The sequence below is a fragment of the Bacteroides sp. ET489 genome, assembly GCF_030518095.1.
GTDB classification, from domain to species: Bacteria; Bacteroidota; Bacteroidia; order Bacteroidales; family Bacteroidaceae; genus Bacteroides; species Bacteroides ndongoniae.
Map to the genome: position 1 here is coordinate 149,989 of NZ_JAULLJ010000005.1, position 24,711 is coordinate 174,699.

The window sequence follows — 24,711 nt, forward strand, 5'->3', positions numbered from 1 at the left end:
TTAGTTTCCCAATTCCAACTGATTCTTCACCAGATTGTAGTAAGTCCCTTTCCGGGCGATAAGCGAAACATGGTTTCCTACTTCCACGATGCGCCCCTTGTCCATCACAATAATCTGGTCGGCATCTTTCACTGTACTCAGGCGATGAGCCACCACAACAACCGTACGCCCTAAGTAGAAGTCATGAAGATTTTCCACAATGACCCGTTCGTTTTCGGCATCCAGCGCATTGGTAGCCTCATCCAGAAAAATATAAGGAGGATTCTTGTAAACGGCACGCGCAATGAGGATACGTTGTTTTTGTCCCTGGCTCAACCCGATGCCGTCGGGGCCTATCTGTGTATTGTACTTCAATGGCAGCTTTTCGGCAAAACTCCTGACATTGGCTATTTCTACGGCACGCTTCAGACGGTCGAGACTCACTTCCCCGTCATCCACTGCGATGTTTTTCGCAATGCTTTCCGAGAAGATAACCCCATCCTGCATCACTACCCCGCATCGTCTGCGCCAGCCTTTCAGGTCGTATTGTTCAAGATTGGCATTCCCAATTCTGACCGTTCCTTCCTGTACCGGATAATATCCTAACAACAATTTCAACAAAGTCGTTTTTCCGCTGCCCGACGCGCCTACAATGGCAGTGGTTTTCCCATAAGGAATGATGAGACTGATTCCCTGTAATGTCCACTGCGGACTGTGCGGATCGTATTTGAAACCGACATCCTCGAATATCAGATCCGCGCCACCCCCAGCCGGAACCATCAGGTTACGCTCCTCGCTTTCCTCGTTCTTCATCTCGTGTATTTCATTGATGCGCTCTAAGCTTATCCTGACATCCTGTAAAGAGTAGAGGAACTTCATCAACTGTTCCACCGGACTGTTCAGTTGCCCGATGATGTATTGCACGGCAAGCATCATACCCAGTGTCATGTTACCATGTATGACGGTTGCGGCGGCAACCACGGTAATAACCGTATTCTTTACTTCATTGATGAAGATGCAGCCGGCCTCCTGTTTTTGTTGCAGTTTCAGGCTTTCCATCTGTACGTCGAAGAGGTCAGCCTGCACGTCTTCCCACTCCCAACGCCGTCGGTGCTCACAATCCTGCAGCTTGATTTCCTGCATGGACGTAATGAACTGGTAGGTCTTGGCATTGTTCATTGCCTGCCGTTCAAACAATTCATAATCCAGCACTTTCCTTTTATTCAGGAATAAGGCCATCCATCCGCCGTAAAGCAAACTTCCACAGAGAAAAACGACGAATATAAGCCAGTTATAACACAAAAGAACCATGCCGAATATCACAAAATTCAGCAAAGAAAACATTACAGTCAGTGTCTGCGTGGTCAGAAACTGCTCCACCCGTTTGTGGTCGCCCATTCGTTGCAGCAAGTCGCCCATCAGCTTAGTGTCGAAGAACGACATCGGCAGTTTCAGTAGCTTGATGAAAAAGTCCGAAATCAGCGAGATATTGATGCGCATACTGATGTGCAACAGTAGCCAGCGGCGTATGAAGTCGACGCTTGTCCGGCTGATGGTAAGTACCAGTTGCCCCAACAGTATCAGCCAGACAATTGTCAAGTTCTGGTGCGTAATGCCTACATCGACTATGGCTTGGGTAAGAAAAGGCATTACCAGCTGAATAAGGCTACCCACCAGCAGTCCCAGCAAGATTTGTCCGAAATACTTCCGATGCTGCCTGATGTAACCGAACAGAAAACCGAAAGACCGCTGTTCCCGGCATCGCCCCTTCATCTCCCCTCTGTCTTCAAATGCAGGAGTAGGGTTCAGAAACATAACGATGCCTTTCTCTGCACCTTGTGATTGGGTGCTGAGCCATCCGCGCTTGAACTCTTCTTCTGTATATTCCACCCGTCCTTTCCCGGGGTCGGCCACGCAATACAGGCATCCCCCTCTTCTTTTCTTCACCCGATAGAGCACTACAAAATGGTTCTGATTCCAGTGTGCAATGCAAGGCAACTCGGATCTGTCCAGTTGCTCTATAGTAGCTCGCCCGCAAATGGTATGCAGCCCTAACTTCTCAGCCGCCTGGCTGATACCGAGCAACGACACACCTTCGTTGGTGGCAAAACACAATTCGGAAAGTTCGGCAAGTGTGTACTCCTTACCGTAATATTTGCAAATCATTTGCAGACAGGCAATGCCGCATTGCATGGAATCGTGCTGGATGTAAACGGGGAATTTCATATACCTTTTAGCATTATTAATATACTGGCATTCATAAGCCGATATACCAATAATTTATTAAAAAAGCTACTATTGGGAAAAAACAGGCATAAAGCAAAGTTACAACATTAAAACTTTTTTCCTTCTTAAATTCTTCGCGCAATTTCCCCACGCAAAAAACAAATAAACTTATTCCAACACCAAGCAATAAGGAGGCATGCATATATACGCATTCATTCCAATATCTATGAACTATAATAATGGAAAAAAGCAATATGCAGAACACATTAACTATAATCGGATAGTAAACATTACTCCAGTATTGTTTACGATACCCACATTTATCTTGATAAGAAATTTTCATACATATACGATTTAAAATATAGCTGTTTAACCAAAGCGAAGTTTAACAAAAGCAATACTAACAGTAAAATACCTGCACTTACACTATTGCCTAAACAACTATAAATTAATTAGCTATTTTAAAATCCGATTTAAACACCTGTATAATAGAATTTTTCAGAAAAAATAATCTTTCAAATAAATTCTATTATTCAACTTCAATATAATGAGTACTTACTAATTATCAAAAATTGATTAACAATATAAGTGTGAAACTAAAGCTTAAGAGATGAATAAATCGCAGATGACCAAAATACGAATATATACAAAAAGAAAGTGAATCTGCATCATCCGTAAAATCAATATAAAAAACGTTTGCAACTTTTTAAATAGTGTTCGAAGTTAAATAATATAAATATACCCCACAAGCACAGTTGCAATTAACAATAATAACAATTGTATCCGTACAGCACCATACTCACGACACTTAAGAGCAATAATTAATTTGCTTATCATAAAAGAATAACAGAGCAAAATTACAACTAATTCAAAAAGTGCATGATACGAAATTTTTATCCCCAATAACATAATGAAAAATCAATTAAGGCAATGGCTGCGCCAACTGGTCCTAACATTTTAGAAGCCACTGTTTTAAATACTCTTTTAAGAACTGCTTTACTCCATGTCTTAGCTGAAGATTGAGCTAATCCAGCCATAGCATCGAAGCCCAAAGCATGAATGGCACATTTTCCTGCCAAATTCCAATCAACACTTCTTGTATAGATATCAACATTATCCACAGAATTGTTTAATTGTCGTTCTTCTTCTTCCGCTAAAGATAGAACAAATGGTATTAAAGACGATTCATCCACATTGTTTTCCTTTAACATCACTTGAATTTCATTTTCAGTAAAACCCTTCCCGTATAAATAGTTTTTACAATTTAGAATAGTGGGAGTGATAGTTTCCCAGCATTTTTCTTCCGATAATAACAAAGAATCATTAGAAGCCTCACTTTTAATTAGACTAAGTTCTGCTCCTGTAATTCTTGTAAATTCTAAGATCTGCTGAGGAGTCTCAATTTTATCTAAGTCTACAGACTGATCTGTTAAAGCAATATCTACATAGACATATCTTGCATCTTCCAATTCCAACTGCTGATTTACAGTTCTAGTTTCTGTTTGACTAACAACAATCGGTATATCCATCACAGATCTCATACTTTTGTTTAATGATGACATAAACAAAGAAGTATCATTTTCATTCAAGTCTTGTATCCCACATTTTTGTTGAATTTCTTGTGTCTCTTCCGAAGAACATGAAGAAACAAAAATAGAACAAACTATCATTAGAATAAAAAAAATCTTCGTATTCATTTTATTGCTACTAAAAATATATTACACCTACTCATAAGCTTTTCGGCATCCGCTCCCAAATTTAGGCAGGATGGGGACTGCACTATTTAAATAGACTTACCGGTTTCATTTACATTTTAAGATAGGATTAATCGTCCTCATCCAAATCCAGAGTTTCAATCCAGTACCACTGATCTTTTATCCAAACCCATTTGCCGCCCTTGAATTGCGACATTTCTGCTACTGAAAGTTGTTGCATTTCTGTTACGTCCATAATTCTATATTTTTTTTGATTTCTGACGTTGCAAAGTAAATGTTTTCTACTGAGGTAGTTGATAATAATTGGATAATCATTTTATAATAAATTCAAGGCAATTTGATTATCTTTGCGCACTAGCTTGATTATAATTATGAAGAAGTATTATTATATCACCCTTGCCGCCCTATTCGCAATAGGCTTGTTGCAAGCGTTTTATGTAATAAGCTTATACAATCGTTATATGGATGAAAATATAATACGAATAGAGGAGCGGCTGCAAATTGCCATTGATAAGGAGTGGCATATACGAGATGTGAAATCTAAAGGAAGAGTTCCTATGAAAGGGCAGTACCTTTTGGTAAAGTCCATGGAAGAAATGACTCCACAGGAGATAGATAGTTTGACCCGCCTACACCCTTTACCTCGGAAACAGCCGATATATAATGTAGATGATGCCAGAAAGAGGGGGGTCGCGAATACAGCAATGGAACTTATTTCCCAAATGCAACAAGACGAACTATTTGAAAAAGGGTATCCTGTACAACTTCCGGTTTTGGATAGTATTTTTGCAGAAGCCAATCAGAAACAGTTCAACTATTCTTTTTCCTTATATAATAAAGATAAAGAAAGAATAGACTCCATCGGGCGGTGCAAGCATCCAAACTATACCTCCGAACTCCTGCCCATCGGAAACAAAGGCTTACAGTACCTACAGCTAAAAGCGAACATCCCTTTACTGCCTTTTATCGGGCAGCAAATCTGGCCACTTATTCTGTCGTTGATATTAATGGTGTTCGTAGTAGGTTGCGTAGCTTATCACCTCCTCGTCATCCGCCGCAAAGACACATTACTGCAACAGCGTGAAGACACCATCAACGGCACCATACACGACCTGAAAGCTCCGCTGAACAGCGTAGTAACCACCTTGAGTTGGCTGGAATCTACCGAAGCCAATGCGGCGAAAAAGAAAGCAGTGGAAATCAGCCGGGCGGAAGTGAGACACTTGGTGTGCAACATCGAATCGCTCCTGGTCACCGTACGCAAGGACAGGAAGCGGCTGATACTGAAAAAGGAGGAAACGGACATCCCACATCTGGCAGAAATAGTGAAAAACAGCATGGATGCCCTCTACCGCACCAAACCGCACACCATCGAGATAAAAAACCGACTGCCGGAGAACATGAAGGTCGTGGCCGACGGCATGTATATAGAAAACGTCATCCGTAACTTGGTGGAGAATGCCCTGAAGTACTCGGACGACGGAGTGAACGTAAAAGTAACGCTACAGACAGCGAACGGCATGCTGCAAGTAGCAGTGCAAGACGACGGATGGGGCATCGCACCGCGGTATCAGAAAAAGCTGTTCCGCCAGTTCTATCAGGTGCCCCGCGGTGCAGACCGAATCCGCAAAGGATACGGCATCGGCCTGGCACAGTCGAAATACATCATCGACGCGCACAAAGGAAAGCTTTCCGTAAAGAGCGCCGAAGAAAAAGGCAGCGAGTTTTCGTTTACCATACCGGTGAGGGTTTAAGTTTTTAAGTTTTTGAGTTCTTAAGTTGAGTTGACGAGGGGACGAGTTAACAAGGGAACAAGGGGCTTCAGACCTTGTCAAGTTAGAACTTAAAAACTTAAGAACTCAAAAACTTAAAAACTCAAAAACTCAAAAACTCACCCACCCCTCGTAGCCTGAAGCCTCGTTCCCTCGTCAACTAAACTTATAAACTCAAAAACTCCTATCTATATGAGCAAAATCAAAGTATTGTTTGTAGACGATGACCTCGCCTTGGGCAGTATCGTCACTCTGGCACTGGAAGATGCGGGATACGAAGTACACTACCAGACTTCGCTGGCAGGCATCCGAACCGTAACGGCGGAAATGCAGCCGGACATCGTAGTGCTGGACGTGGAGATAGGCATGAAAAACGGCATCGACGCCATCCCCGAACTGAAACAGATAGCGCCGGAAGTGCCTGTGCTGGTGGTATCGTCGCACGTGGAAAGCGACAACGTAGTAAAAGCCCTGGAGGTAGGAGCCCTTACCTACCTGAAGAAACCCTTCGAAATGGCCGAACTGCTGGCCTATATACAGCGTTTTGCCCACCCCTACCGTCCGAAAGGAATCGAAATAGGCATGTTCCGCCTCAAAGCAGACGAAAACCTGCTGCTGAAAGGCGACGAAAAAGTAAGGAAGCTGAGCCTGCTCGAAAGCAAACTGCTGAAGATGCTGGCACAGAACCCCAACCGGGTGATCACCCGCGAAGAGATATCACAGGAACTGTGGGGCGAATACACAACGGAGAGCAGCGAGCAAAGCCTGAACAACTACATTGCCCGAATCAGGAAATATCTGGCCGACGACCGCCGGATAGAACTGGTCACTATCCCCCGGATAGGCTACAAGCTGATAACGGATGGAGAGCAGCAGGAATAGGCCAGCAACACTACAAAAATTCCCCAGTTAGGAAATAATTTTTTCCCAACTGGGGAATAATTTTTTCCTAACTGGGGAAAAATCATAGCCCAAGTAGTCTCGCCGGGAATCGAACCCGGATCTAAAGTTTAGGAAACTTCTATTCTATCCGTTGAACTACAAGACCTTTTGCATAGATTCTGCATATAGCGGAAAAATGTAGGCGCAAAGATAATGCTTTCCGCCGATTTTTCGAAAAAAGTTTTGTTAATCCGATTAACTTTGCGAAATTTGCGTTCCTGCAAATTCAAAAAAGGGACTTTTTTTAGTACTAACAGATTAAGTAAATCGTAAGTTATGGCAAACGACATGATGGTCAAAGAACTGGAGCAAGTGGTAGTCCGCTTCTCCGGAGACTCCGGCGACGGTATGCAGCTCGCCGGCAACATCTTTTCTACAGTTTCGGCTACGGTGGGAAACGACATCAGCACTTTCCCCGACTATCCGGCAGACATCCGAGCCCCGCAAGGTTCGCTGACCGGCGTATCCGGATTCCAGGTGCATATCGGAGCGGACAAAGTCTATACCCCTGGAGATAAATGCGACGTACTGGTAGCCATGAACGCCGCCGCACTGAAAACCCAATACAAGTTTGCTAAACCGACTGCCTGTATCATTATTGATACCGATGCTTTCCAGAAGTCCGACCTGGAAAAAGCCGCCTTCAAGACCGATAACCCGATCGAAGAAATGGGCATCAAGCAAGATGTCATCGCCGCCCCCATCTCGAAGATGGTAAAAGACTGCCTGGCCGACACCGGCATGGACAACAAGTCGATACTGAAATGCCGCAACATGTTCGCCGTGGGCCTCGTATGCTGGCTCTTCAACCGCGACTTGAAGATTGCCGAGGACTTCATCCGCGAGAAATTCGCCAAAAAGCCCGAAGTGGCCGAAGCCAACATCAAAGTCATTCATGCAGGATACGACTACGGACACAACACCCATGCTTCCGTAGCCCATACATATAAGATTGAAAGCAAAGCCGCCGTTCCGGGCAGATACATGGACATCACCGGAAACAAGGCTACAGCTTACGGATTCATTGCCGCTGCCGAAAAGGCCGGCCTGAAGCTGTTCCTCGGCTCCTACCCCATTACTCCCGCAACCGACGTGCTGCACGAACTTTCCAAGCACAAATCACTGGGCGTGATGACCGTACAGTGCGAGGACGAGATTTCGGGATGCGCCACTGCCATCGGAGCTTCGTTTGCCGGTGCACTGGCCGTTACCTCTACCTCGGGTCCCGGTGTCTGCCTGAAGTCGGAAGCCATGAACCTGGCAGTCATCACCGAGCTGCCGCTCGTAGTGCTCGACGTACAGCGCGGCGGTCCGTCCACCGGTCTGCCCACCAAGTCGGAACAGACCGACCTGTTGCAGGCCCTCTTCGGACGCAACGGCGAAAGCCCCATGCCGGTCATTGCCGCTACATCGCCGACCAACTGCTTCGACGCGGCCTACATGGCATGTAAAATAGCCCTCGAACACATGACACCCGTCGTATTGCTGACCGACGGATATGTAGCCAACGGCTCCGGTGCCTGGAAGTTGCCCAAGCTGACCGAATATCCCGCCATCAATCCGCCCTACGCACCTGCCGAGATGAAAGACAACTATACTCCCTACCGCCGCAACCCCGAAACGGGCGTACGCTACTGGGCCATCCCCGGACAGGAAGGCTACATGCACATCCTGGGCGGACTGGAGAAGGACAGCAATACGGGAGCCATCTCGACCGATCCCGAAAACCACAACCTGATGTGCCATCTGCGTGCTGAAAAGGTTGCCAAGATACCCGTACCCGACGTGGAAGTACAAGGCTGCGCTGAAGATGCCGACCTGCTGATCGTGGGCTTCGGAGGTACTTACGGCCACCTCTATTCGGCCATGGAAGAGCTGATAAAAAACGGAAAGAAAGTGGCACTGGCCCACTTCAGCTATCTGAACCCGCTGCCCAAGAATACGGAAGCCGTGCTGAAACGCTACAAGAAAGTAGTAGTGGCCGAACAGAATTTGGGACAGTTTGCCGCCTACCTGCGCATGAAGATAAATAACTTCACTCCGTACCAGTACAACGAAGTAAAAGGACAGCCGTTCGTTGTAGCCGAGCTGGTAGAAGCCTTCACTAACATCTTAAACCAATAATCACAGAGGAGAAAATATCATGGACCAATATACAGCAAAAGACTTTAAGAAAGGACAACCCCGCTGGTGTCCGGGTTGCGGTGACCACTTCTTCCTGGCTTCACTGCACAAAGCAATGGCAGAAATAGGCGTAGCTCCGTGGGAAACTGCGGTTATCTCCGGAATCGGTTGCTCCAGCCGCTTACCTTATTATATGAATACGTATGCCATGCAGACTATTCACGGACGTGCGGCCGCCATCTCTACAGGAGCCAAGGTTGCCAATCCTCGTCTGACGGTATGGCAGATCTCGGGCGACGGTGACGGACTGGCCATCGGTGGAAACCACTTTATCCACGCCGTACGCCGCAACATCGACCTGAACATGATTCTGCTGAACAACCGCATCTATGGTCTGACCAAAGGACAATACTCGCCTACCTCGCCCCGTGGCTTCGTCAGCAAGTCGTCGCCCTACGGCACCGTAGAAGATCCCTTCCATCCGGCCGAACTGTGCTTCGGCGCACGCGGACGCTTCTTTGCCCGCGCCGTGGCCACCGATGCAGCCGGTACGGTAGAAATTCTGAAAGCGGCCTACAACCATAAAGGTGCTGCCGTCTGCGAGATTCTGCAGAACTGCGTCATCTTCAACAACGGTACGCACGATGCTGTAGCCAAGAAGGAAGACCGCGCCAAGAACGCCATCTACCTGGAGCATGGCAAACCTATGCTGTTCGGTGAAAACAACGAATACGGACTGATGCAGGAAGGCTTCGGTCTGAAGGTAGTGAAGCTGGGCGAAAACGGCATCACGGAGAAAGACATCTTGGTGCACGACGCACACTGCATGGACAATACCCTGCAGCTGAAACTGGCGCTGATGGAAGGTCCCGACTTTCCTATCGCACTCGGCGTGATCCGCGACGTGGAAGCTCCTACCTACGAAGAAGCCGTACACCAGCAGATCGAAGAGGTTTCGGCTAAGAAGAAGTATCACAACTTCGAAGAATTGCTACTGACTAACGATACATGGGAAGTGAAGTAAGCCTGTCGGCTTCTTCGCCCTCGTTACAACTATAACAGACGTGTCGGGATTCGGCACAGATGACACCTGTTTCTCCGGATAAGGGGTTGCACAATCACCCCGATCTCTCTTATTTATCCGTTGCAAATGGTAAATCTGTGATGAATCCCGACACTTTTTTCTTTTTCCTTCATCTTCGCCTCTCCACTCACCTTTCACTATCTTTAGATAAGAAAGGATGCGACTCGCCAATACAAAAATAAGCGAGCTTCTTTTTTGTATTGCTCTCACCTTTCACTATCTTTGCCCCCGAATTGGTTCCGTCTTGTCCAACCGGACGAGCGGATTAAAAGGGAATCGGGTGAAAGTCCCGAACAGTCCCGCTGCTGTGAAGCTCCAGTTTCAACTTATCGGAAAAGACTTTTATGCCACTGATGTTACATACATTGGGAAGGTTCCGGTAAGGGAGTCAGTCAGAAGACCTGCCATCATTCATGTTTGGTCGACCTCCAGGGTTAGGGAGGCCAATACGAACAAGTAAAAACAACAATTCAGAAAACTAAAAGACATGGTCAGATGTACTTTTCGACCTGTCATGCTTGTCTGTGCCTTAATAGGAAGCAGTATATCCCTATACGCACAAAGCAAGTTAGACAGTTTGCAGCGTTTGGACGAGGTCGTCATCACGGCACGTTCCATTCAAAAGGAAGTCATACCCGTACAGCAACTTCAGGGTGAACAGCTGCAACGGCTCGCCTCGCACAGCGTGGCCGATGCATTGCGCTACTTTTCGGGTATACAGATCAAAGATTACGGCGGTGTGGGCGGCCTGAAGACCGTAAACATACGCAGCATGGGCACCAATCATGTCGGCGTATTCTACGACGGCATCGAACTGGGCAATGCACAGAACGGAACAGTGGACCTGGGACGCTTCTCGCTGGACAACATGGAGAGTGTCACCTTGTACAACGGGCAGAAAAGCGCCATCTTCCAACCAGCCAAGGACTTCGGATCGGCAGGTTCCATCTATTTGCAATCGCGGACACCGAAATTCGACGAAAACGAAACTCATCGGGTTAAAGCAACCTTCAAGACCGGCTCTTTCGGCACTGTCAATCCGGCCTTGCTTTGGGAGCAGAAAGTGAGTGAAAAAGTCAATATGTCGCTCAGCGGCGAATACATGTACACCACCGGTCGCTATAAATTCACCTACCGCGTGGAAGAAGGCTACGACACCACAGCTGTCCGGCGCAATGGCGACGTCAATGCTCTGCGACTGGAGAATGGTTGGTTTGGCAAGCTACCGCAAGGGCAGTGGAAGGCCAAGGCCTACTTCTACCGCTCCGAACGGGGCTATCCAGGTGCCGTGGTGCGCAACAAGTTCTCGCACGAAGATCGTCAGTGGGATACCAACGTATTTGTACAAGGCTCGCTCCGCAAGGATTTCTCCGACCGCTACAGCCTGATGCTGAACGCCAAGTATGCCTACGACTACCTGCACTACCTGGCCGATCCGCGACAGGACGAGGCCCTGATGTACATCAACAACCACTACCGTCAGCAGGAAGCCTACGTATCGCTGGCGCAACGTTATACACTGCTGCCGTCGTGGGACGTCAGTCTGTCGGCCGACTATCAGTTCAACCTGTTGAATGCCGACCTGAAAGACTTTGTCTACCCGCGCCGTCACACGGTGCTGGCCGCCGCCGCCACCTCTCTGCACTTAGGGCGGGTGAAGATGCAAGCCAGCATCCTGGCTACCTTCGTCCACGACAACGTGGCCTCGGACACAACCGCCGCCTCGAACAAGATGGAATGGACCCCCACAGCCATCGCCTCGTGGCAGCCTTTCAGGCAGCACGACCTGCATCTGCGTGCCTTCTACAAGCGCATCTTCCGCATGCCAACGCTGAACGACCTGTATTACACTTTTATAGGCAACATCAACCTGAAGCCGGAATATACCAACCAATATAATATAGGTATCACGTATGGAAAAGACTTCCGCCATACCTGGCTACGGCACATCGAAACCCAGGCCGACGTTTACTACAACGAAGTAGAAAACAAGATTGTAGCGACTCCTACATCTAACTTCTTCCGCTGGACCATGGTCAACCTGGGAAAAGTGGAAATCAGAGGAATAGACGTCGCCCTACAGACCAACTGGCAACCGGCACAGGACCTGACACTGACCACGCGCATGAACTATACATATCAGAAAGCACAGGACTTTACCGACCCGTCGAAACTGTACTACTGCGGACAGATACCCTACATACCCTGGCACAGCGGTTCGGCAGCCGTCAACCTGAACTGGAAGCAGTGGGAAGCCAGCTACAGCTTCATCTACACCGGCGAACGCTATTCTTCGCAAGCCAACCTGCCGGTCAATTACCAATTACCGTGGTACACCAGCGACTTCTCCGTCTCGCGTAACCTGCCGCTGCGCACGGGCGACATGAAGCTGACGCTGGAAATCAACAACCTGCTGAACCAGCAGTACGAAGTAGTGTCGTGCTATCCCATGCCAGGCATCAACTTCAAAGCCATCGTGCAATATACATTTTAAAGGAAAAGAACACTAAATAATCATCTATGTATGGCAAATAATAAACAGATAAACATCCAGCTGATACTGGGTAGCCTCTGGCTGATACTGAGTCTGTCAGCCTGCCGCGGCGACATCCCCATGATGCACACGGAAGAAGAATGGATTACTCCTCCTTATACAGGAAGTCCCATCAAAGGCTTTTTTCTGCTGAACGAAGGCAACATGGGCAACAACAAAGCCAGCATCGACTTCTTCGACTACACTACCGGGAAGTACAACCGCAACATCTATCCCCAACGAAACCCCTCCATTGTCAAGGAACTGGGCGACGTGGGCAACGACATAGCCGTCTACGGCAGTAAGTTGTATGCCGTTATCAACTGTTCGCACTACGTGGAAGTGATGGACGTACATACGGCCGAACACATTGCCAGCATCGACGTGCTGAACTGTCGCAACATCGTGTTCAACGACGGAAAAGCCTATGTCAGTTCTTATGCCGGCCCCGTTCAGATCGATCCTGACGCCCGTCCCGGAAAGGTAGTCGAAATAGATACTGCCAGCCTGAGTATTACACGCGAAGTCATCGTCGGTTATCAACCCGAAGAAATGGTCATCACCGACGGAAAACTGTATGTGGCCAATTCGGGCGGCTACCGTTATCCCAACTACGACCGCACGGTGTCCGTGGTCGACCTTCAATCGTTTCAGGTCATCAAGTCCATCGACGTAGCCATCAATCTGCACCGTATGGAACTGGACCGCTTCGGACGGATATACGTCAGCTCGCGCGGCGACTACTACGGAACGGGGTCGGACGTGTTTGTCATCGACAGCCATACCGACCAGGTCATCGGCAACTTGGGCATAGCAGCCAGCGAAATGCATCTGTGCGGCGACTCCATCTACATGACCAGTGTAGAGTGGAGCTACGTGACGGAAAGCAACAGCATCGGATACGCCATCTACGACGTGCTGTGGCAGAAGATCGTTTCGCACAACTTCATCACCGACGGCACGGACAAGGAAATAGAAATCCCCTACGGTGTAGCCGTAAATCCGGAAACAAAGGAAATTTTTGTGACCGATGCCACCAATTACGTTACTCCGGGCTATCTGTACTGCTTTAGCCCCGACGGAAAAAAGAAATGGAAAGTGATGACCGGTGACATACCCGCCCACTTCGCCTTTACAACCGAGCCATTTGAATAAACAATAAACTCATATATTCACCTAAAAACAATTGTATTATGAAAAAAGAAGTATTGAGCAAATCCCTGTGGGGGATCGCTTTATCGACTGTCCTTATATCAGGCAGCCTTACATCGTGCAGCGACGACAACTCGGAACCCTATGTGCTCCAGCAGGCAGACATTACCGTCAATGTTCCGGAATCTGGATTCAAAGCAGTTGTCGACCAATTGTTCAAGATTGAAGTGAACAGCGTGTCCGACGAGGGTGTTACCTACACCTGGACTTTGGACGGCGAAACACTGTCCAACAGCAAACAGCTGGAATACATCTTCCCCAGTGCAGGCGCATACGAACTGATACTGACTGCAACCCAAGGAACAAGCTGTTTCAGCTATACTTTCCAGGTAACCGTAGGTTTCGATGACTCTATCACAACTCCCGAAGGAGCCAAAGCTTATATTACAAAGGTAATCGACTTTATGCCTGCCGTAGGACAGTACACCAATGTCCTGCCCTCATACGAAGAAGGCGACACGCAGGAAAACATGAACCAGAAAGTGCTCGACGCCATCGGAAATGGCAACCGTAGCATGATTTCGCTTGGTGGATACGGTGGTTATGTAACGGTAGGCTTCGACCACACTATCGAAAACAAAGCCGGCCTGCGCGACTTCCGCGTACTTGGCAACGCTTTCTATTCGGCCGCCAATCCCAATCCGGATGCTCCCGTAGGCGGTAGCTGCGAACCGGGCATCATCATGGTGGCCTACGACAAGAACAAGAACGGCGTGCCCGATGATGACGAGTGGTACGAAATAGCCGGAAGTGCCCATAACAATCCTGAAGGCGAAGCCTGGTATCAGATGGCCATTAATGCCGGAAACGATGTCAACACTTATAAGGACTATCAGATAACCTACTACCGCCCCGAAAAGGAACCAACCACTGCCGAAGAAAAAGAACAGTACATCCGCTGGGAAGATAATCAAGGAAACTCTGGATATAAGGTGAAAAACAGTTTCCACAACCAACCTTACTTCCCGCAGTGGTTCGAAGGCGAAAAGCTGACTTTCAACGGCACATGTCTGCCACAGAACGGTATCGATGAAAGCGGTAAAGGTACTTACTTCGTACTCTACAAATTCGGTTACGGCTATGCCGATAACGAACAAAACACCAAAGACGATGCCTGCATCGACATCGACTGGGCTGTCAACTCCAAAGGACAAAAGGTCAACCTGCCGGGTGTAGACTTCATCAAGATATATTGCGGTGTGAACCAGGAAAACGGCTGGTTAGGCGAATGTTCTACAGAAGTATCGGGCGTAGAAGATCTCCACATTTTGGGAGAAGAAGTTGCCACACGGGAGGACTAACTCCATACGCAGCTTAAACCAAATGGAAGAACACTGAAATACCTAGGTAATAACTGTATCACAGAATTATTACCTCAATAACACTTTTTCTTTGTAAGGTAATCTCAAGTCTGCCTGCAGCTTAATAAAGCCAGGCAGACTTTTTTTGTAGAAAACAGAACATCCATCTGTGGAAAAATTCTACACTCCACACTTTTCCACACCTTTCCTCATTAAAAATTTTCCATCCGGCAAGCCAGCAGCACACTATCATTCAGCGACTTACAGAAATTCCATACAGATCATAGCAAGACTGTCATATAAATTGCAATTTTATTCAAGATGAAGTTTTCCCACATCCAACTGAGAGAGCATTTTATAAAGCAATAAAATATGAAAAGTCTAACTAGAAAGAGACAAGTAAAAACTTGCCTGAAAAAGTATCCGGCTATCTTATGCGGACTTATCTTCCTGCTGACAGGAAACCTTTCCACATGGGCCTATGAGAGTAAGAACCAACCCGATTCTGTCTTCCTCGACACAACCGAAGATCTCGTCACCGACCAGCAGCCCAAAACTGTAACTGGTATTGTGAAGGATATGAGTGGAGAGCCTCTGCCGGGAGCCAGTATCGTAGAAAAAGGCAATACAAGCAACGGCGTAATAGCCGACGTTGACGGACGCTTTACCCTGACCGTACCCGGAAACGCCACTCTTGTGGTAGCCTACATGGGCTATGCCACACGGGAAATCAAACTACGAAAAGGAGGAAAAACCAAACTCAACATCCTGCTGCGCGAAGACTCCCAACAGCTGAGCGAAGTAGTAGTCACCGCACTTGGTATCAAGAAAGATACTAAGAAACTGGGTTACGCTGTCAGCACCATCAACGCCGACGAGATAGTAAAAGCCGGAGCAACCAACATCGCTTCGGCCATGTACGGCAAGGCACCGGGTATCCGCATCACACAGACGCAAGGCGGATCGGCCGGAGCCGTCTCCATCAACGTGCGCGGATTGACGTCTATCACCGGAAACAACCAACCTATCATCATCCTCGATGGTGTACCTATCCGTAACGGAGGAACCGGAAAGAGTACAGACTTCGCTGAATTCGGTAACGACGGCCGTATCCGTTCGAACGGTCTGGTCGACATCAATCCCGAAGACATTGAGAGCATCAGCATTCTGAAAGGCGCTTCAGCCACAGCCCTATACGGCTCGGAAGCAGCCAACGGCGCCGTAGTCATCACCAGCAAACGTGCTAAAACGGGAAAAGTAAGTGTAGACTTCACTGCACAAGTCATGGCCAACCTACCCGCCTACCTACCCGAAGTGCAAAACCTGTACGGACCGGGAACCTACAACATCAACTACAGCGATTACGAAAAGCAGACCGGAGGATTCTATCAACGAACCTTCAACGGACAGACCTACAAAAGTCTGCGCAGCACCACACAGTCGTTCGGTCCACGATACGACGGTAGTGACGTGCTCTATTGGGACGGAATGGTGCGTCCTTACGTAGCACAGACAGATAATCCGTGGAACGAACTGTTCCGTACCGGATGGACGCAGAACTATACACTGGCTATCTCGCACGGTACGGAGACTGCCAGCAACCGCTTCTCGTATACCTATACCGACGAAATACCCAATGCATTGGTAGGCAGTTTCAAAAAACACAACTTCAAACTGACCGGTTCATACAAACTCTTCAAACCTCTGACATTGGAGTACTCCATCAACTACATCATCCAGAATGTCAAGAACCGTCCGCAAACCTCACTCAGCCTGTATGGAAGTTTCAGCAACGCTTTCTCGACATTCCTCGACATTCCCTACCTGAAAAGCACCTATGCCACCAGCTTAGGTTATAAAAATACATTTGCAGGTGGCGATGCTACACTGACTCCCGACGAAGCCTGGGCTTACGATCCTAGCTACCTGACAGGTGTACGCGACATGCTGTGGAACATGTACCACCAGACAAGTGAAGAAACCGAAAACCGACTGATGGGAATGATACGCCCCACATGGCAAATAACCAACTGGCTCAGCCTGCGTGCCCAAGTGGCAACCGACATCACCGATGCCAAGCAGACGTTGAAGAAAGAAACCGAACGACCTAATTCACTGTACGACCCCAGCGGCAGCTTCCAAGCTATCAACCGCCGCTACGACATCATATATGGCGACGTAATGCTGAACTTCAACTATAACATCGGCCGTTTCGACATCGCAGCTACTGCCGGATGGACAGGACGATACGAAAACATGCACAACATCAGCGTGGCAACCAACGGCGGACTTTCCACCGAAAACTGGTTCGACCTGAATGCCAGCCGCTATACAGCCAGCAGCAGCCTGCAACGCATGGAATTGCTGAAAACCGGTTATATGGGTACCCTCAGCCTGGGCTGGGACAATTACCTCTTTTTGGAACTGACCGGACGTCAGGAGCGCTCTTCTACACTGAAGGACCAAAGTTTCTTCTACCCTTCGGCCAACATGAGTTTCCTGTTCACCGATGCCTTCCGTATGCCGCGCTGGTGGAGCTACGGTAAGCTACGCCTCTCTTACGGCGTTGTGGGTAACGCTCCCGAAACCTATGCCGCCAACATTGTTTACGAGCAAGGCTCAGACAACGGCTTCACGTGGAACACCGTTCCTTCTTCATTAGGCAACTCGCACATCCGTCCCGAAAAGAAATACGAGTACGAGTTCGGACTCGAAAGCAAGTTCTTCAATAACCGTCTGGGATTCGACGTGTCCTACTACAATAACCGTGTAAAAGACCAGATACTGTCTACTCCTCAACCATCCAGTTCGGGTGCCAAATACATGCTGATGAACGTGGGCGAGGTAGCCAACCAAGGTTGGGATGTAGCCATCAATGCCACACCGGTACTGACACGCGACTTCCGCTGGGATCTGACCGCTACCTACGGTGTGTATAAAAACAAGGTCGTACGGCTGGCCGACGGAGTACCCTACCTTGAAATCGTAAACTCCGGCGGAAGTGGTATCAAAATACAGGCCGTAGAAGGACAAGCCATGGGCGACATCTATGCACAAGTGCCGCAAATGAACGAAAAAGGCGAGTACCTTGTGTCAGATAACGGCCTCTACCTCAACCAGAGCGAACTGCAAAAAGTGGGCAACATCAATCCCGACGGTGTAGGTGGTCTGTTCAACTCGTTCTCGTATAAGAACTTCACCCTCGACATCAGCATTGACTACCGCATCGGAGGTGACGTTATCAATGAAATGAACCAATACGCCACCGGACTAGGTCTGACACCTGAGTCGCTGAAATACCGCGATACCGAACATGGAGGCCTTTCCTACTATTACCCGGGCGACAACAACTCAACAGCTATCCCCGTACAGGTAGCCCCAACCACCGCGGCAGGTCCCAACGGTGAGCACATCTACCACGACGGCCTCATCCTGCCGAGTATAGTAGCTTCGACAGGCGAGCAGAATACACGCATCATCCCTGCTGCCTACTATTACAACATGACCTACAACTGGGGTACCAACAGCGAACAGCTCACTTATATGCACTCCGTATTCGACAATTCGTACGTGAAGCTGCGCGAACTGGCGCTGAGCTATCGGTTCCCACAGAAAGTGACTGCCAAACTGGGTATGTCGGGCCTGAGCCTGTCGGTGTTCGGACGAAACCTCTTCTACTTCTACAAAGCATTGAAGAACTACGATGCCGAGTCGTCGGTAGGAACGTCATGGGCAAATCTGGCTGTTGTCGGCAATTCGACGGCAGCTACCCGAAGCTTCGGATTCTCCGTCAGAGCCAGCTTCTGACCAATAACAACCACCTCGTACAATCAAGGTAAAAAACGGGCAACCGCAACAAAAAACATATAAAAAGGCATTATGAAAAAACTATCCATATCATTAGCTTTGGGTGTACTACTCACCCTCGACGCCTGCTCGGAATATGATTTCGACAGTAAATACGAAGACCCTTCGAAAGTGACCACCGTCTCTATCAGCAACCTGATGGTAGGTGTTTTTCAAAGAGTGAAAGACTACGACCTCTACGAGTATAACCGTTTTTTCGGCTTCGACTCGCAGTTCGTAGGGAAATATGCACAGACTTTCGGTTATACTTACTCCAGCAGCATGTATACACCCGGTTATACTCCATTCATCGACAGCCAGTGGGACAACCTTTACTCGGCTCTGACCCAACTACGCAAACTCGAATCACTCTATAACGAAGAAAGCACCGGACAGCAAGAGCAGGACGAAGCCTTTCTGCTGGCAGCACGGCTACAAGTATACGATTTCTTTGCCGCTACTGTCGACGTCTTTGGCGACATGCCTTTCAGCAAAGCCTGTACCTTGCCACTGACCAATGACGTGCAACAGTCGTATGCTCCTTACGACAAAGCAGAAGACATCTACCGTACCATCCTGTCCGAACTGAAGGAGATGGCTCCACGTTTCCGCACCATCCCCGTTCCGCGTAACTTCAGTACACAGGACTTCATCAACTGGGGCGACATGGATAAGTGGGAGCGTTACGCCAACTCCCTGCGCCTACGTCTGGCCATGCGTGTAGCCTCGCAAGGCGAACTGGCAGAAGAAGGATGAGCCATCATCAAAGAGATACTGGAGAACCCGACCGAATACCCTCTCATCGAGGAACAGGCGAATAACGTATTCATCACTAACCAGAAGTCCGGACAGCTGAACTTCACTGCCGGTAGCGGACTGGGCGACTGGGTGACCAACCGTCTGGCATCGGGTCCCGTCATCGATCGAATGCTGAGCCACGGCAATTACAACATGGAGAGCAGCGATCCACTGACTGGTACTTATGTCGAGGGTACAGACGACCCGCGCATCCTGCTCTACTACAACCCTGTAAAAATAGTAAACCGCAATACTGGACAGACTGACGAACACCGCTACCTGGGTACGGATGTCAGTGTAAGCGACGAGCTGACCGAATACTACAACTCACAGGCCGAGGACGAACTGATAACAACCAACAAGGGTTTCTCGCAAATCACCCAAAACGGTTTCTTCTGGCAGAACGACAAGTTCGACATGCTCATCATGGCATCGCCCGAAATCCACTTCATCAAAGCAGAAGCATACGCCATGGGCTACGGAGTAGCACAGGACATGACCCGTGCCGAAGAAGAGTTTAAAACAGCCGTCAGCCAGTCCATCCGCCTGTGGTACTATTACGACTCCATCGGTACCGGCGAAAACACCCGCCGCTACGAGGCTCCAACCGACGAAGCCATAGCCGCCTTTGCCGACGCCCGCTGGAAGAGCAGCGACTATACCGATAAACTGGATGCCATTATCACCCAGAAGTGGGTACACTTTGCCTTCCTCGTCAGCCGCGAAGCCTGGAGCGACCTGCGCCGCACGGGCTATCCGTCGGGACTCGTTTTCCCCGAAGTAGCCGGCACCATCCCCAACGTTCCCAATCGTTGGCGCTACCCGACCACCGAAGTGAATTACAATCCCTACTATAAGGACGTACAGGCTGAAGACACCTACTACACCAAACTGTTCTGGGCGAAATGAGCCGCAAGACACACCGGTATACGAACCACAGCCACCCAACCTAGGATTGTGCTGAAAAGTTTGCAACCTACAAAACGAGACTAACAATCTCTTAAAACCAAATGACGCGGACTGAACGGATATCATATAAAAGATAAATCCGTGCAATCCGCGTCATTCGTATCTATAGGAAGGAACAGATAACCTGTACCCACGTACTGCCCTTCTCTGTTACAGCTTCTCGCCGTAAGCCAAGTCACCGGCATCGCCCAGCCCCGGCACAATGTAGGAACGCTCGTTCAGTTCAGGATCGATGGCTGCGCACCACAACGCAACGTCATCGTTCGGAAATACCTGCTGCAAATGTTCCACTCCCTGACGGCTGGCTATCACGCTGGCTATCAGCAACCGCTTGGGAGTCCCCTTCGACAGAAAAGCTTTCCAGGCCAGCTCCATACTCTCGCCAGTGGCCAGCATGGGGTCGACCAGCAGCAGCGTCTTCCCTGTCAGGTTGGGCGAAGCGATGTATTCGATGTGCACATCAAGCTCGCGACACTCCTTATCCTTATAATAACGGTACGCCGATACGAAGGCATTGCCGGCACGGTCGAACACGTTCAGAAAACCCTGATGTAAAGGCAGCCCGGCACGGAACACCGTAGCAACCACCAGCTCATCGTCGGGTGTACTGACCTGAGCCACACCCAGCGGTGTCTGCACCTGTTTCACGGAGTAGGTCAACTCCTTACTCATTTCATAAGCCATCAGTTCGCCGATGCGTTCGATATTACGGCGAAAGCGCAAACGTTCTTTCTGTATATCCACATCGCGGATTTCGGCCACATACTGATTGATGACCGAATTGGTTTCTGCAAAATCTATAACTTTCATACGATTCTATTTTCGGCCTTCGAAGCCGTACAAACGGAAGAAGGCAATTCGATGCAAATATAAAACTTTCCTCCCGAAAACACCCGTCCGATGTGAAAATATGTTCATATATATAATATATGCCAACCATGCCTACATAGTACGACTGCCACACTTGCATGGCTCGGCTAGAACACTTGCACGGCTCGCGAGCCACACTTGTACCGCTCACGAGCCACACTTGCACCGCTCAACCCCGTCTGTATACCCTTCACAGCACGTTTTCTGTTTCCTGCTTCACATCCTTCATCCTTTCACCCGGCTTCTTCAAAGCTGATACATAGGAAGATGCGGTGAAAGGTAACGTTTCACAGCCATTTCATATCTTTTCTGCACGTTTCAACGCAAGCTACTGTATCTGAGGTAATTGTGGTGAAACATCATACATTCCAACCTTCCTTCACCCGATAGCAACCGACGTTTCACCCCACCTGAAACCAATTTACACGCTGGACACCAACAGTCTGCAATGTACACACAGCAAAAACCGTCTCAGTTTTATCCGTTTTGCAACATTCAGTTAGCAGATATTGTTATGGATTTATAAAAGAAGTCCAATTAAAGAAAAATTTCTCCAATAGGACTTTTCTTTCGAAAGAAAATCGTACTTTTGTAGTCGAAAAACAAGGGACTTATCCGAAACCGCCCTGCGACGGACAACGGATTCTGACGAGGACTCCCCTCCCCTTGTAAAGATAAAGGTAAAAAGAGATTATTCACAAAAATACCAATTTTTAAAATCTTAAAAAGAAATGGCAAATTTAGATTTAAGCAAGTACGGTATTCAAGACGTAAAGGAGATTCTCCACAACCCGTCTTATGAAGTATTGTTCGAAGAAGAGACCAAAGCTGGTCTGGAAGGCTACGAAAAAGGTCAGGTAACAGAACTGAACGCTGTGAACGTAATGACTGGTATCTATACCGGACGTTCTCCTAAAGATAAATTCTTCGTTAAGAATGAAGCCAGCGAAAACACTGTATGGTGGACTTCTGACGAATACAAGAACGACAACAAACCTTGCTCTGAAGAAGCTTGGGCTGACCTGAAGGCTAAAGCTGTTAAACAGCTGAGCGGCAAGCGTCTGTTCGTTATGGATACATTCTGCGGTGCCAACCCTGCAACTCGTCTGAAAGTACGTTTCATCATGGAAGTTGCTTGGCAGGCTCACTTCGTAAAGAACATGTTCATCCGTCCGACAGAAGAAGAACTGGCCAACTACGGTGAACCCGATTTCGTATCATTCAACGCAGCCAAGGCTAAGGTTGACAACTACAAGGAACTGGGTCTGAACTCTGAAACAGCTACTGTATTCAACCTGAAGACTAACGAACAGGTTATCCTGAACACTTGGTACGGTGGTGAAATGAAGAAAGGCATCTTCTCTATCATGAACTACCTGAACCCGTTGCGTGGTATCGCTTCTATGCACTGCTCTGCCAACACTAATATGGAAGGCACTGACACTGCTATCTTCTTCGGTCTGTCTGGTACAGGTAAGACTACTTTGTCTACTGACCCGAAACGTAAACTGATCGGTGACGACGAGCACGGATGGGACGACGAAGGCGTATTCAACTACGAAGGTGGTTGCTATGCTAAGGTTATCAACCTCGACAAGGAAAGCGAACCCGATATCTACGCTGCCATCAAGCGCGACGCTCTGTTGGAGAACGTAACAGTTGACGCCAACGGTAAGATCGACTTCGCTGATAAGAGCGTAACTGAGAACACTCGTGTTTCTTATCCTATCTACCACATCGAAAACATCGTTAAGCCGGTATCTAAAGGTCCTCACGCTCACCAGGTAATCTTCCTGTCAGCTGATGCCTTCGGTGTATTGCCTCCGGTATCTATCCTGAACCCCGAACAGGCTCAGTACTACTTCCTGTCTGGTTTCACTGCTAAGTTGGCTGGTACAGAACGTGGTATCACTGAACCGACTCCGACATTCTCTGCTTGCTTCGGCGCAGCCTTCCTGAGCTTGCACCCGACTAAATATGCAGAAGAGTTGGTTAAGAAGATGGAAAAAGTAGGTGCTAAGGCATACTTGGTTAACACTGGTTGGAACGGTACTGGTAAGCGTATTTCTATCCGCGATACTCGTGGTATCATCGACGCTATCCTGGACGGTTCTATCGACAAGGCTCCTACAAAGGTTATCCCGTACTTCGACTTCGTAGTTCCGACAGAATTGCCGGGTGTTGATCCGAAGATCCTCGATCCTCGCGACACTTACGAATGCGCATGCCAATGGGAAGAAAAAGCCAAAGACCTGGCTGGCCGCTTCATCAAGAACTTCGCTAAGTTCACTGGCAACGAAGCAGGTAAGAAGCTGGTTGCTGCTGGTCCGAAGCTCTAATCGAAAAGACTATAAGCAATCAATAAAAGAGAGGGTACATCCGGTGCGGATGTACCCTCTTTCTTTTCTAGTTCTTCAGCAGACAAAACAAGAACCTCACCGTCCACCCGTCACCTTCAGCAGAAAATCAGCAAAAGCCAGAGCCGACTTTTTCCGATAAGTACCCTGTGGCCAAAACAGAAAGCCACGCGAAGTGAGATGGTCATTGCAAAGAATCGGAATCTGCATCAGGTCGGGCTCACCACGAACAGCGGCCTGTGTCAGTATGGTTCCCCACTGCCCACTCCTCAACGCATGAATGATGGTATGGACATCGTCCATTTCGACAGAAGCCGTAAGTTCCATATGATGCCGACGGAACAGTTCTTCCACTTTCTTTCTCGTAGCAAATCCACAAGCCGGCAATATCAACGGCGTCTGCGACAGGCGCTTCAACGTGACCGACGAAAGCTCGGCCAACGGGTGCGAACGATGAACAATGAAGTTAAGACGCGAAGAGAAAAGCGGCAGCGTTTCAAACTCATCTTCCACTCCTTCCGGTTTGAACGAAAGTACAAAGTCGGGGCCACTACCGTCCAGCCGCTTCAACAGTTCTTCGGAAGTAGCAAAAGTAACTTCTACCCGTACTTTGGGATGGGCTTGCGAAAAAAGCTTCAGTGCTGCAATCAGTAGCGGACTCATGCTGTAAGTCACACCGATACGCAGTACCCCTGTTTCAATTCCCTTCAAGTCATGAATAATCTGTCGTCCGTCTTCCGCATCGTGAATGGCCCGGACGGCATAAGGCAAAAAGGCATGACCGGCCTCGGTGGGTACAATACGCTTGCCAATACGGTCGAAAAGCAATACATCCAGTTCATCCTCCAGCTGTTTGATCTGTTGCGAAAGCGTACTCTGAGAGATATGAAGTACACGAGCTGCTTCCGAAAAATTCTGCCGCTCACAAGCTTCCTTGAAATACTTCAGTTGGCGTAATTCCATGTTTCAATCGTTTTAGCCTA

The 24,711-nt window shown here is 48.3% G+C and carries 14 protein-coding genes, 1 tRNA gene, 1 pseudogene and 1 riboswitch; of the genes and pseudogenes, 10 read left to right on the top strand and 6 right to left on the bottom strand.

Annotation, left to right across the window (positions count from 1 at the left end; genetic code table 11):
* The 3 genes from Q3C19_RS04660 to Q3C19_RS04670 all read right to left on the bottom strand — a co-directional run bounded on the left by Q3C19_RS04660 (nucleotide 1) and on the right by Q3C19_RS04670 (nucleotide 4,155).
* On the bottom strand, nucleotides 1-2,205 hold the full coding sequence (locus Q3C19_RS04660; protein ID WP_288910154.1) for a peptidase domain-containing ABC transporter: 2,205 nt from the start codon (nucleotides 2,203-2,205) through the stop codon (nucleotides 1-3).
* A gap of 893 nt (nucleotides 2,206-3,098) precedes the next feature.
* Nucleotides 3,099-3,902, bottom strand: a complete 804-nt coding sequence (locus Q3C19_RS04665; protein ID WP_302727529.1) for a hypothetical protein — start codon at nucleotides 3,900-3,902, stop codon at nucleotides 3,099-3,101.
* 127 nt (nucleotides 3,903-4,029) lie between these two features.
* Complete coding sequence (locus tag Q3C19_RS04670; protein ID WP_302727531.1) at nucleotides 4,030-4,155, bottom strand: hypothetical protein; 126 nt, start codon at nucleotides 4,153-4,155, stop codon at nucleotides 4,030-4,032.
* A 469-nt stretch (nucleotides 4,156-4,624) separates the two neighbouring features.
* Between Q3C19_RS04670 and Q3C19_RS04675 the strand changes: the two genes are divergently transcribed.
* Nucleotides 4,625-5,674 (top strand): sensor histidine kinase KdpD, encoded by a 1,050-nt coding sequence (locus Q3C19_RS04675; RefSeq protein ID WP_302727533.1) that lies wholly within the window; start codon nucleotides 4,625-4,627, stop codon nucleotides 5,672-5,674.
* Nucleotides 5,675-5,884: 210 nt separating this feature from the next.
* Nucleotides 5,885-6,574 (top strand): response regulator transcription factor, encoded by a 690-nt coding sequence (locus tag Q3C19_RS04680; protein ID WP_277122948.1) that lies wholly within the window; start codon nucleotides 5,885-5,887, stop codon nucleotides 6,572-6,574.
* Nucleotides 6,575-6,668: 94 nt separating this feature from the next.
* Here Q3C19_RS04680 and Q3C19_RS04685 read toward each other — a convergent pair.
* Nucleotides 6,669-6,740, bottom strand: a tRNA-Arg gene (locus Q3C19_RS04685).
* A 170-nt stretch (nucleotides 6,741-6,910) separates the two neighbouring features.
* On the opposite strand from Q3C19_RS04685, the gene Q3C19_RS04690 reads away from it, so the two are divergent.
* The 7 genes and pseudogenes from Q3C19_RS04690 (at nucleotide 6,911) to Q3C19_RS18390 (ending at nucleotide 20,441) form a co-directional block, all read left to right on the top strand.
* Nucleotides 6,911-8,758 carry a 2-oxoacid:acceptor oxidoreductase subunit alpha gene (locus tag Q3C19_RS04690; RefSeq protein ID WP_302727536.1) on the top strand — a complete coding sequence of 616 codons (1,848 nt, stop codon included), beginning with the start codon at nucleotides 6,911-6,913 and terminating at the stop codon, nucleotides 8,756-8,758.
* Between the two features lie 19 nt (nucleotides 8,759-8,777).
* A complete protein-coding gene (locus Q3C19_RS04695) occupies nucleotides 8,778-9,782 on the top strand; it encodes a 2-oxoacid:ferredoxin oxidoreductase subunit beta (RefSeq protein ID WP_022162743.1) in 1,005 nt (334 codons plus the stop codon).
* 277 nt (nucleotides 9,783-10,059) lie between these two features.
* Nucleotides 10,060-10,266: riboswitch (cobalamin riboswitch) on the top strand.
* Between the two features lie 90 nt (nucleotides 10,267-10,356).
* Nucleotides 10,357-12,336 (top strand): TonB-dependent receptor, encoded by a 1,980-nt coding sequence (locus tag Q3C19_RS04700; RefSeq protein ID WP_302727564.1) that lies wholly within the window; start codon nucleotides 10,357-10,359, stop codon nucleotides 12,334-12,336.
* Nucleotides 12,337-12,366: 30 nt separating this feature from the next.
* The gene (locus Q3C19_RS04705) at nucleotides 12,367-13,530 is read left to right on the top strand and encodes a YncE family protein (RefSeq protein WP_302727539.1); all 1,164 of its coding nucleotides are present in this window, start codon (nucleotides 12,367-12,369) and stop codon (nucleotides 13,528-13,530) included.
* A 38-nt stretch (nucleotides 13,531-13,568) separates the two neighbouring features.
* Nucleotides 13,569-14,888, top strand: coding sequence for a hypothetical protein (locus Q3C19_RS04710; protein WP_071148061.1), 1,320 nt, complete (start codon nucleotides 13,569-13,571; stop codon nucleotides 14,886-14,888).
* 372 nt (nucleotides 14,889-15,260) lie between these two features.
* Nucleotides 15,261-18,695, top strand: a complete 3,435-nt coding sequence (locus Q3C19_RS04715; protein ID WP_302727542.1) for a SusC/RagA family TonB-linked outer membrane protein — start codon at nucleotides 15,261-15,263, stop codon at nucleotides 18,693-18,695.
* 198 nt (nucleotides 18,696-18,893) lie between these two features.
* Nucleotides 18,894-20,441, top strand: a pseudogene (locus tag Q3C19_RS18390) (SusD/RagB family nutrient-binding outer membrane lipoprotein).
* A gap of 210 nt (nucleotides 20,442-20,651) precedes the next feature.
* On the opposite strand, the gene upp reads toward Q3C19_RS18390, so the two are convergent.
* On the bottom strand, nucleotides 20,652-21,311 hold the full coding sequence (gene upp / locus Q3C19_RS04730) for a uracil phosphoribosyltransferase (RefSeq protein WP_071148063.1): 660 nt from the start codon (nucleotides 21,309-21,311) through the stop codon (nucleotides 20,652-20,654).
* Nucleotides 21,312-22,102: 791 nt separating this feature from the next.
* On the opposite strand from upp, the gene pckA reads away from it, so the two are divergent.
* Nucleotides 22,103-23,710 (top strand): phosphoenolpyruvate carboxykinase (ATP), encoded by a 1,608-nt coding sequence (gene pckA / locus Q3C19_RS04735; RefSeq protein WP_071148064.1) that lies wholly within the window; start codon nucleotides 22,103-22,105, stop codon nucleotides 23,708-23,710.
* A gap of 96 nt (nucleotides 23,711-23,806) precedes the next feature.
* Here the strand turns inward: pckA and Q3C19_RS04740 are convergent, their stop codons facing one another.
* On the bottom strand, nucleotides 23,807-24,691 hold the full coding sequence (locus tag Q3C19_RS04740; protein ID WP_071148065.1) for a LysR substrate-binding domain-containing protein: 885 nt from the start codon (nucleotides 24,689-24,691) through the stop codon (nucleotides 23,807-23,809).
* Nucleotides 24,692-24,711: the final 20 nt, after the last annotated feature.

Excerpts from the sequence above, each read along its gene's own strand:
- Q3C19_RS04710 (WP_071148061.1), top strand. The coding sequence starts at position 13,569 with ATGAAAAAAGAAGTATTGAGCAAATCCCTGTGGGGGATCGCTTTATCG.
- Q3C19_RS04660 (WP_288910154.1), bottom strand. The coding sequence starts at position 2,205 with ATGAAATTCCCCGTTTACATCCAGCACGATTCCATGCAATGCGGCATT.
- Q3C19_RS04690 (WP_302727536.1), top strand. The coding sequence starts at position 6,911 with ATGGCAAACGACATGATGGTCAAAGAACTGGAGCAAGTGGTAGTCCGC.
- pckA (WP_071148064.1), top strand. The coding sequence starts at position 22,103 with ATGGCAAATTTAGATTTAAGCAAGTACGGTATTCAAGACGTAAAGGAG.
- Q3C19_RS04700 (WP_302727564.1), top strand. The coding sequence starts at position 10,357 with ATGCTTGTCTGTGCCTTAATAGGAAGCAGTATATCCCTATACGCACAA.
- upp (WP_071148063.1), bottom strand. The coding sequence starts at position 21,311 with ATGAAAGTTATAGATTTTGCAGAAACCAATTCGGTCATCAATCAGTAT.
- Q3C19_RS04680 (WP_277122948.1), top strand. The coding sequence starts at position 5,885 with ATGAGCAAAATCAAAGTATTGTTTGTAGACGATGACCTCGCCTTGGGC.
- Q3C19_RS04670 (WP_302727531.1), bottom strand. The coding sequence starts at position 4,155 with ATGGACGTAACAGAAATGCAACAACTTTCAGTAGCAGAAATGTCGCAA.
- Q3C19_RS04695 (WP_022162743.1), top strand. The coding sequence starts at position 8,778 with ATGGACCAATATACAGCAAAAGACTTTAAGAAAGGACAACCCCGCTGG.
- Q3C19_RS04715 (WP_302727542.1), top strand. The coding sequence starts at position 15,261 with ATGAAAAGTCTAACTAGAAAGAGACAAGTAAAAACTTGCCTGAAAAAG.
- Q3C19_RS04675 (WP_302727533.1), top strand. The coding sequence starts at position 4,625 with ATGGAACTTATTTCCCAAATGCAACAAGACGAACTATTTGAAAAAGGG.
- Q3C19_RS04740 (WP_071148065.1), bottom strand. The coding sequence starts at position 24,691 with ATGGAATTACGCCAACTGAAGTATTTCAAGGAAGCTTGTGAGCGGCAG.
- Q3C19_RS04705 (WP_302727539.1), top strand. The coding sequence starts at position 12,367 with ATGGCAAATAATAAACAGATAAACATCCAGCTGATACTGGGTAGCCTC.
- Q3C19_RS04665 (WP_302727529.1), bottom strand. The coding sequence starts at position 3,902 with ATGAATACGAAGATTTTTTTTATTCTAATGATAGTTTGTTCTATTTTT.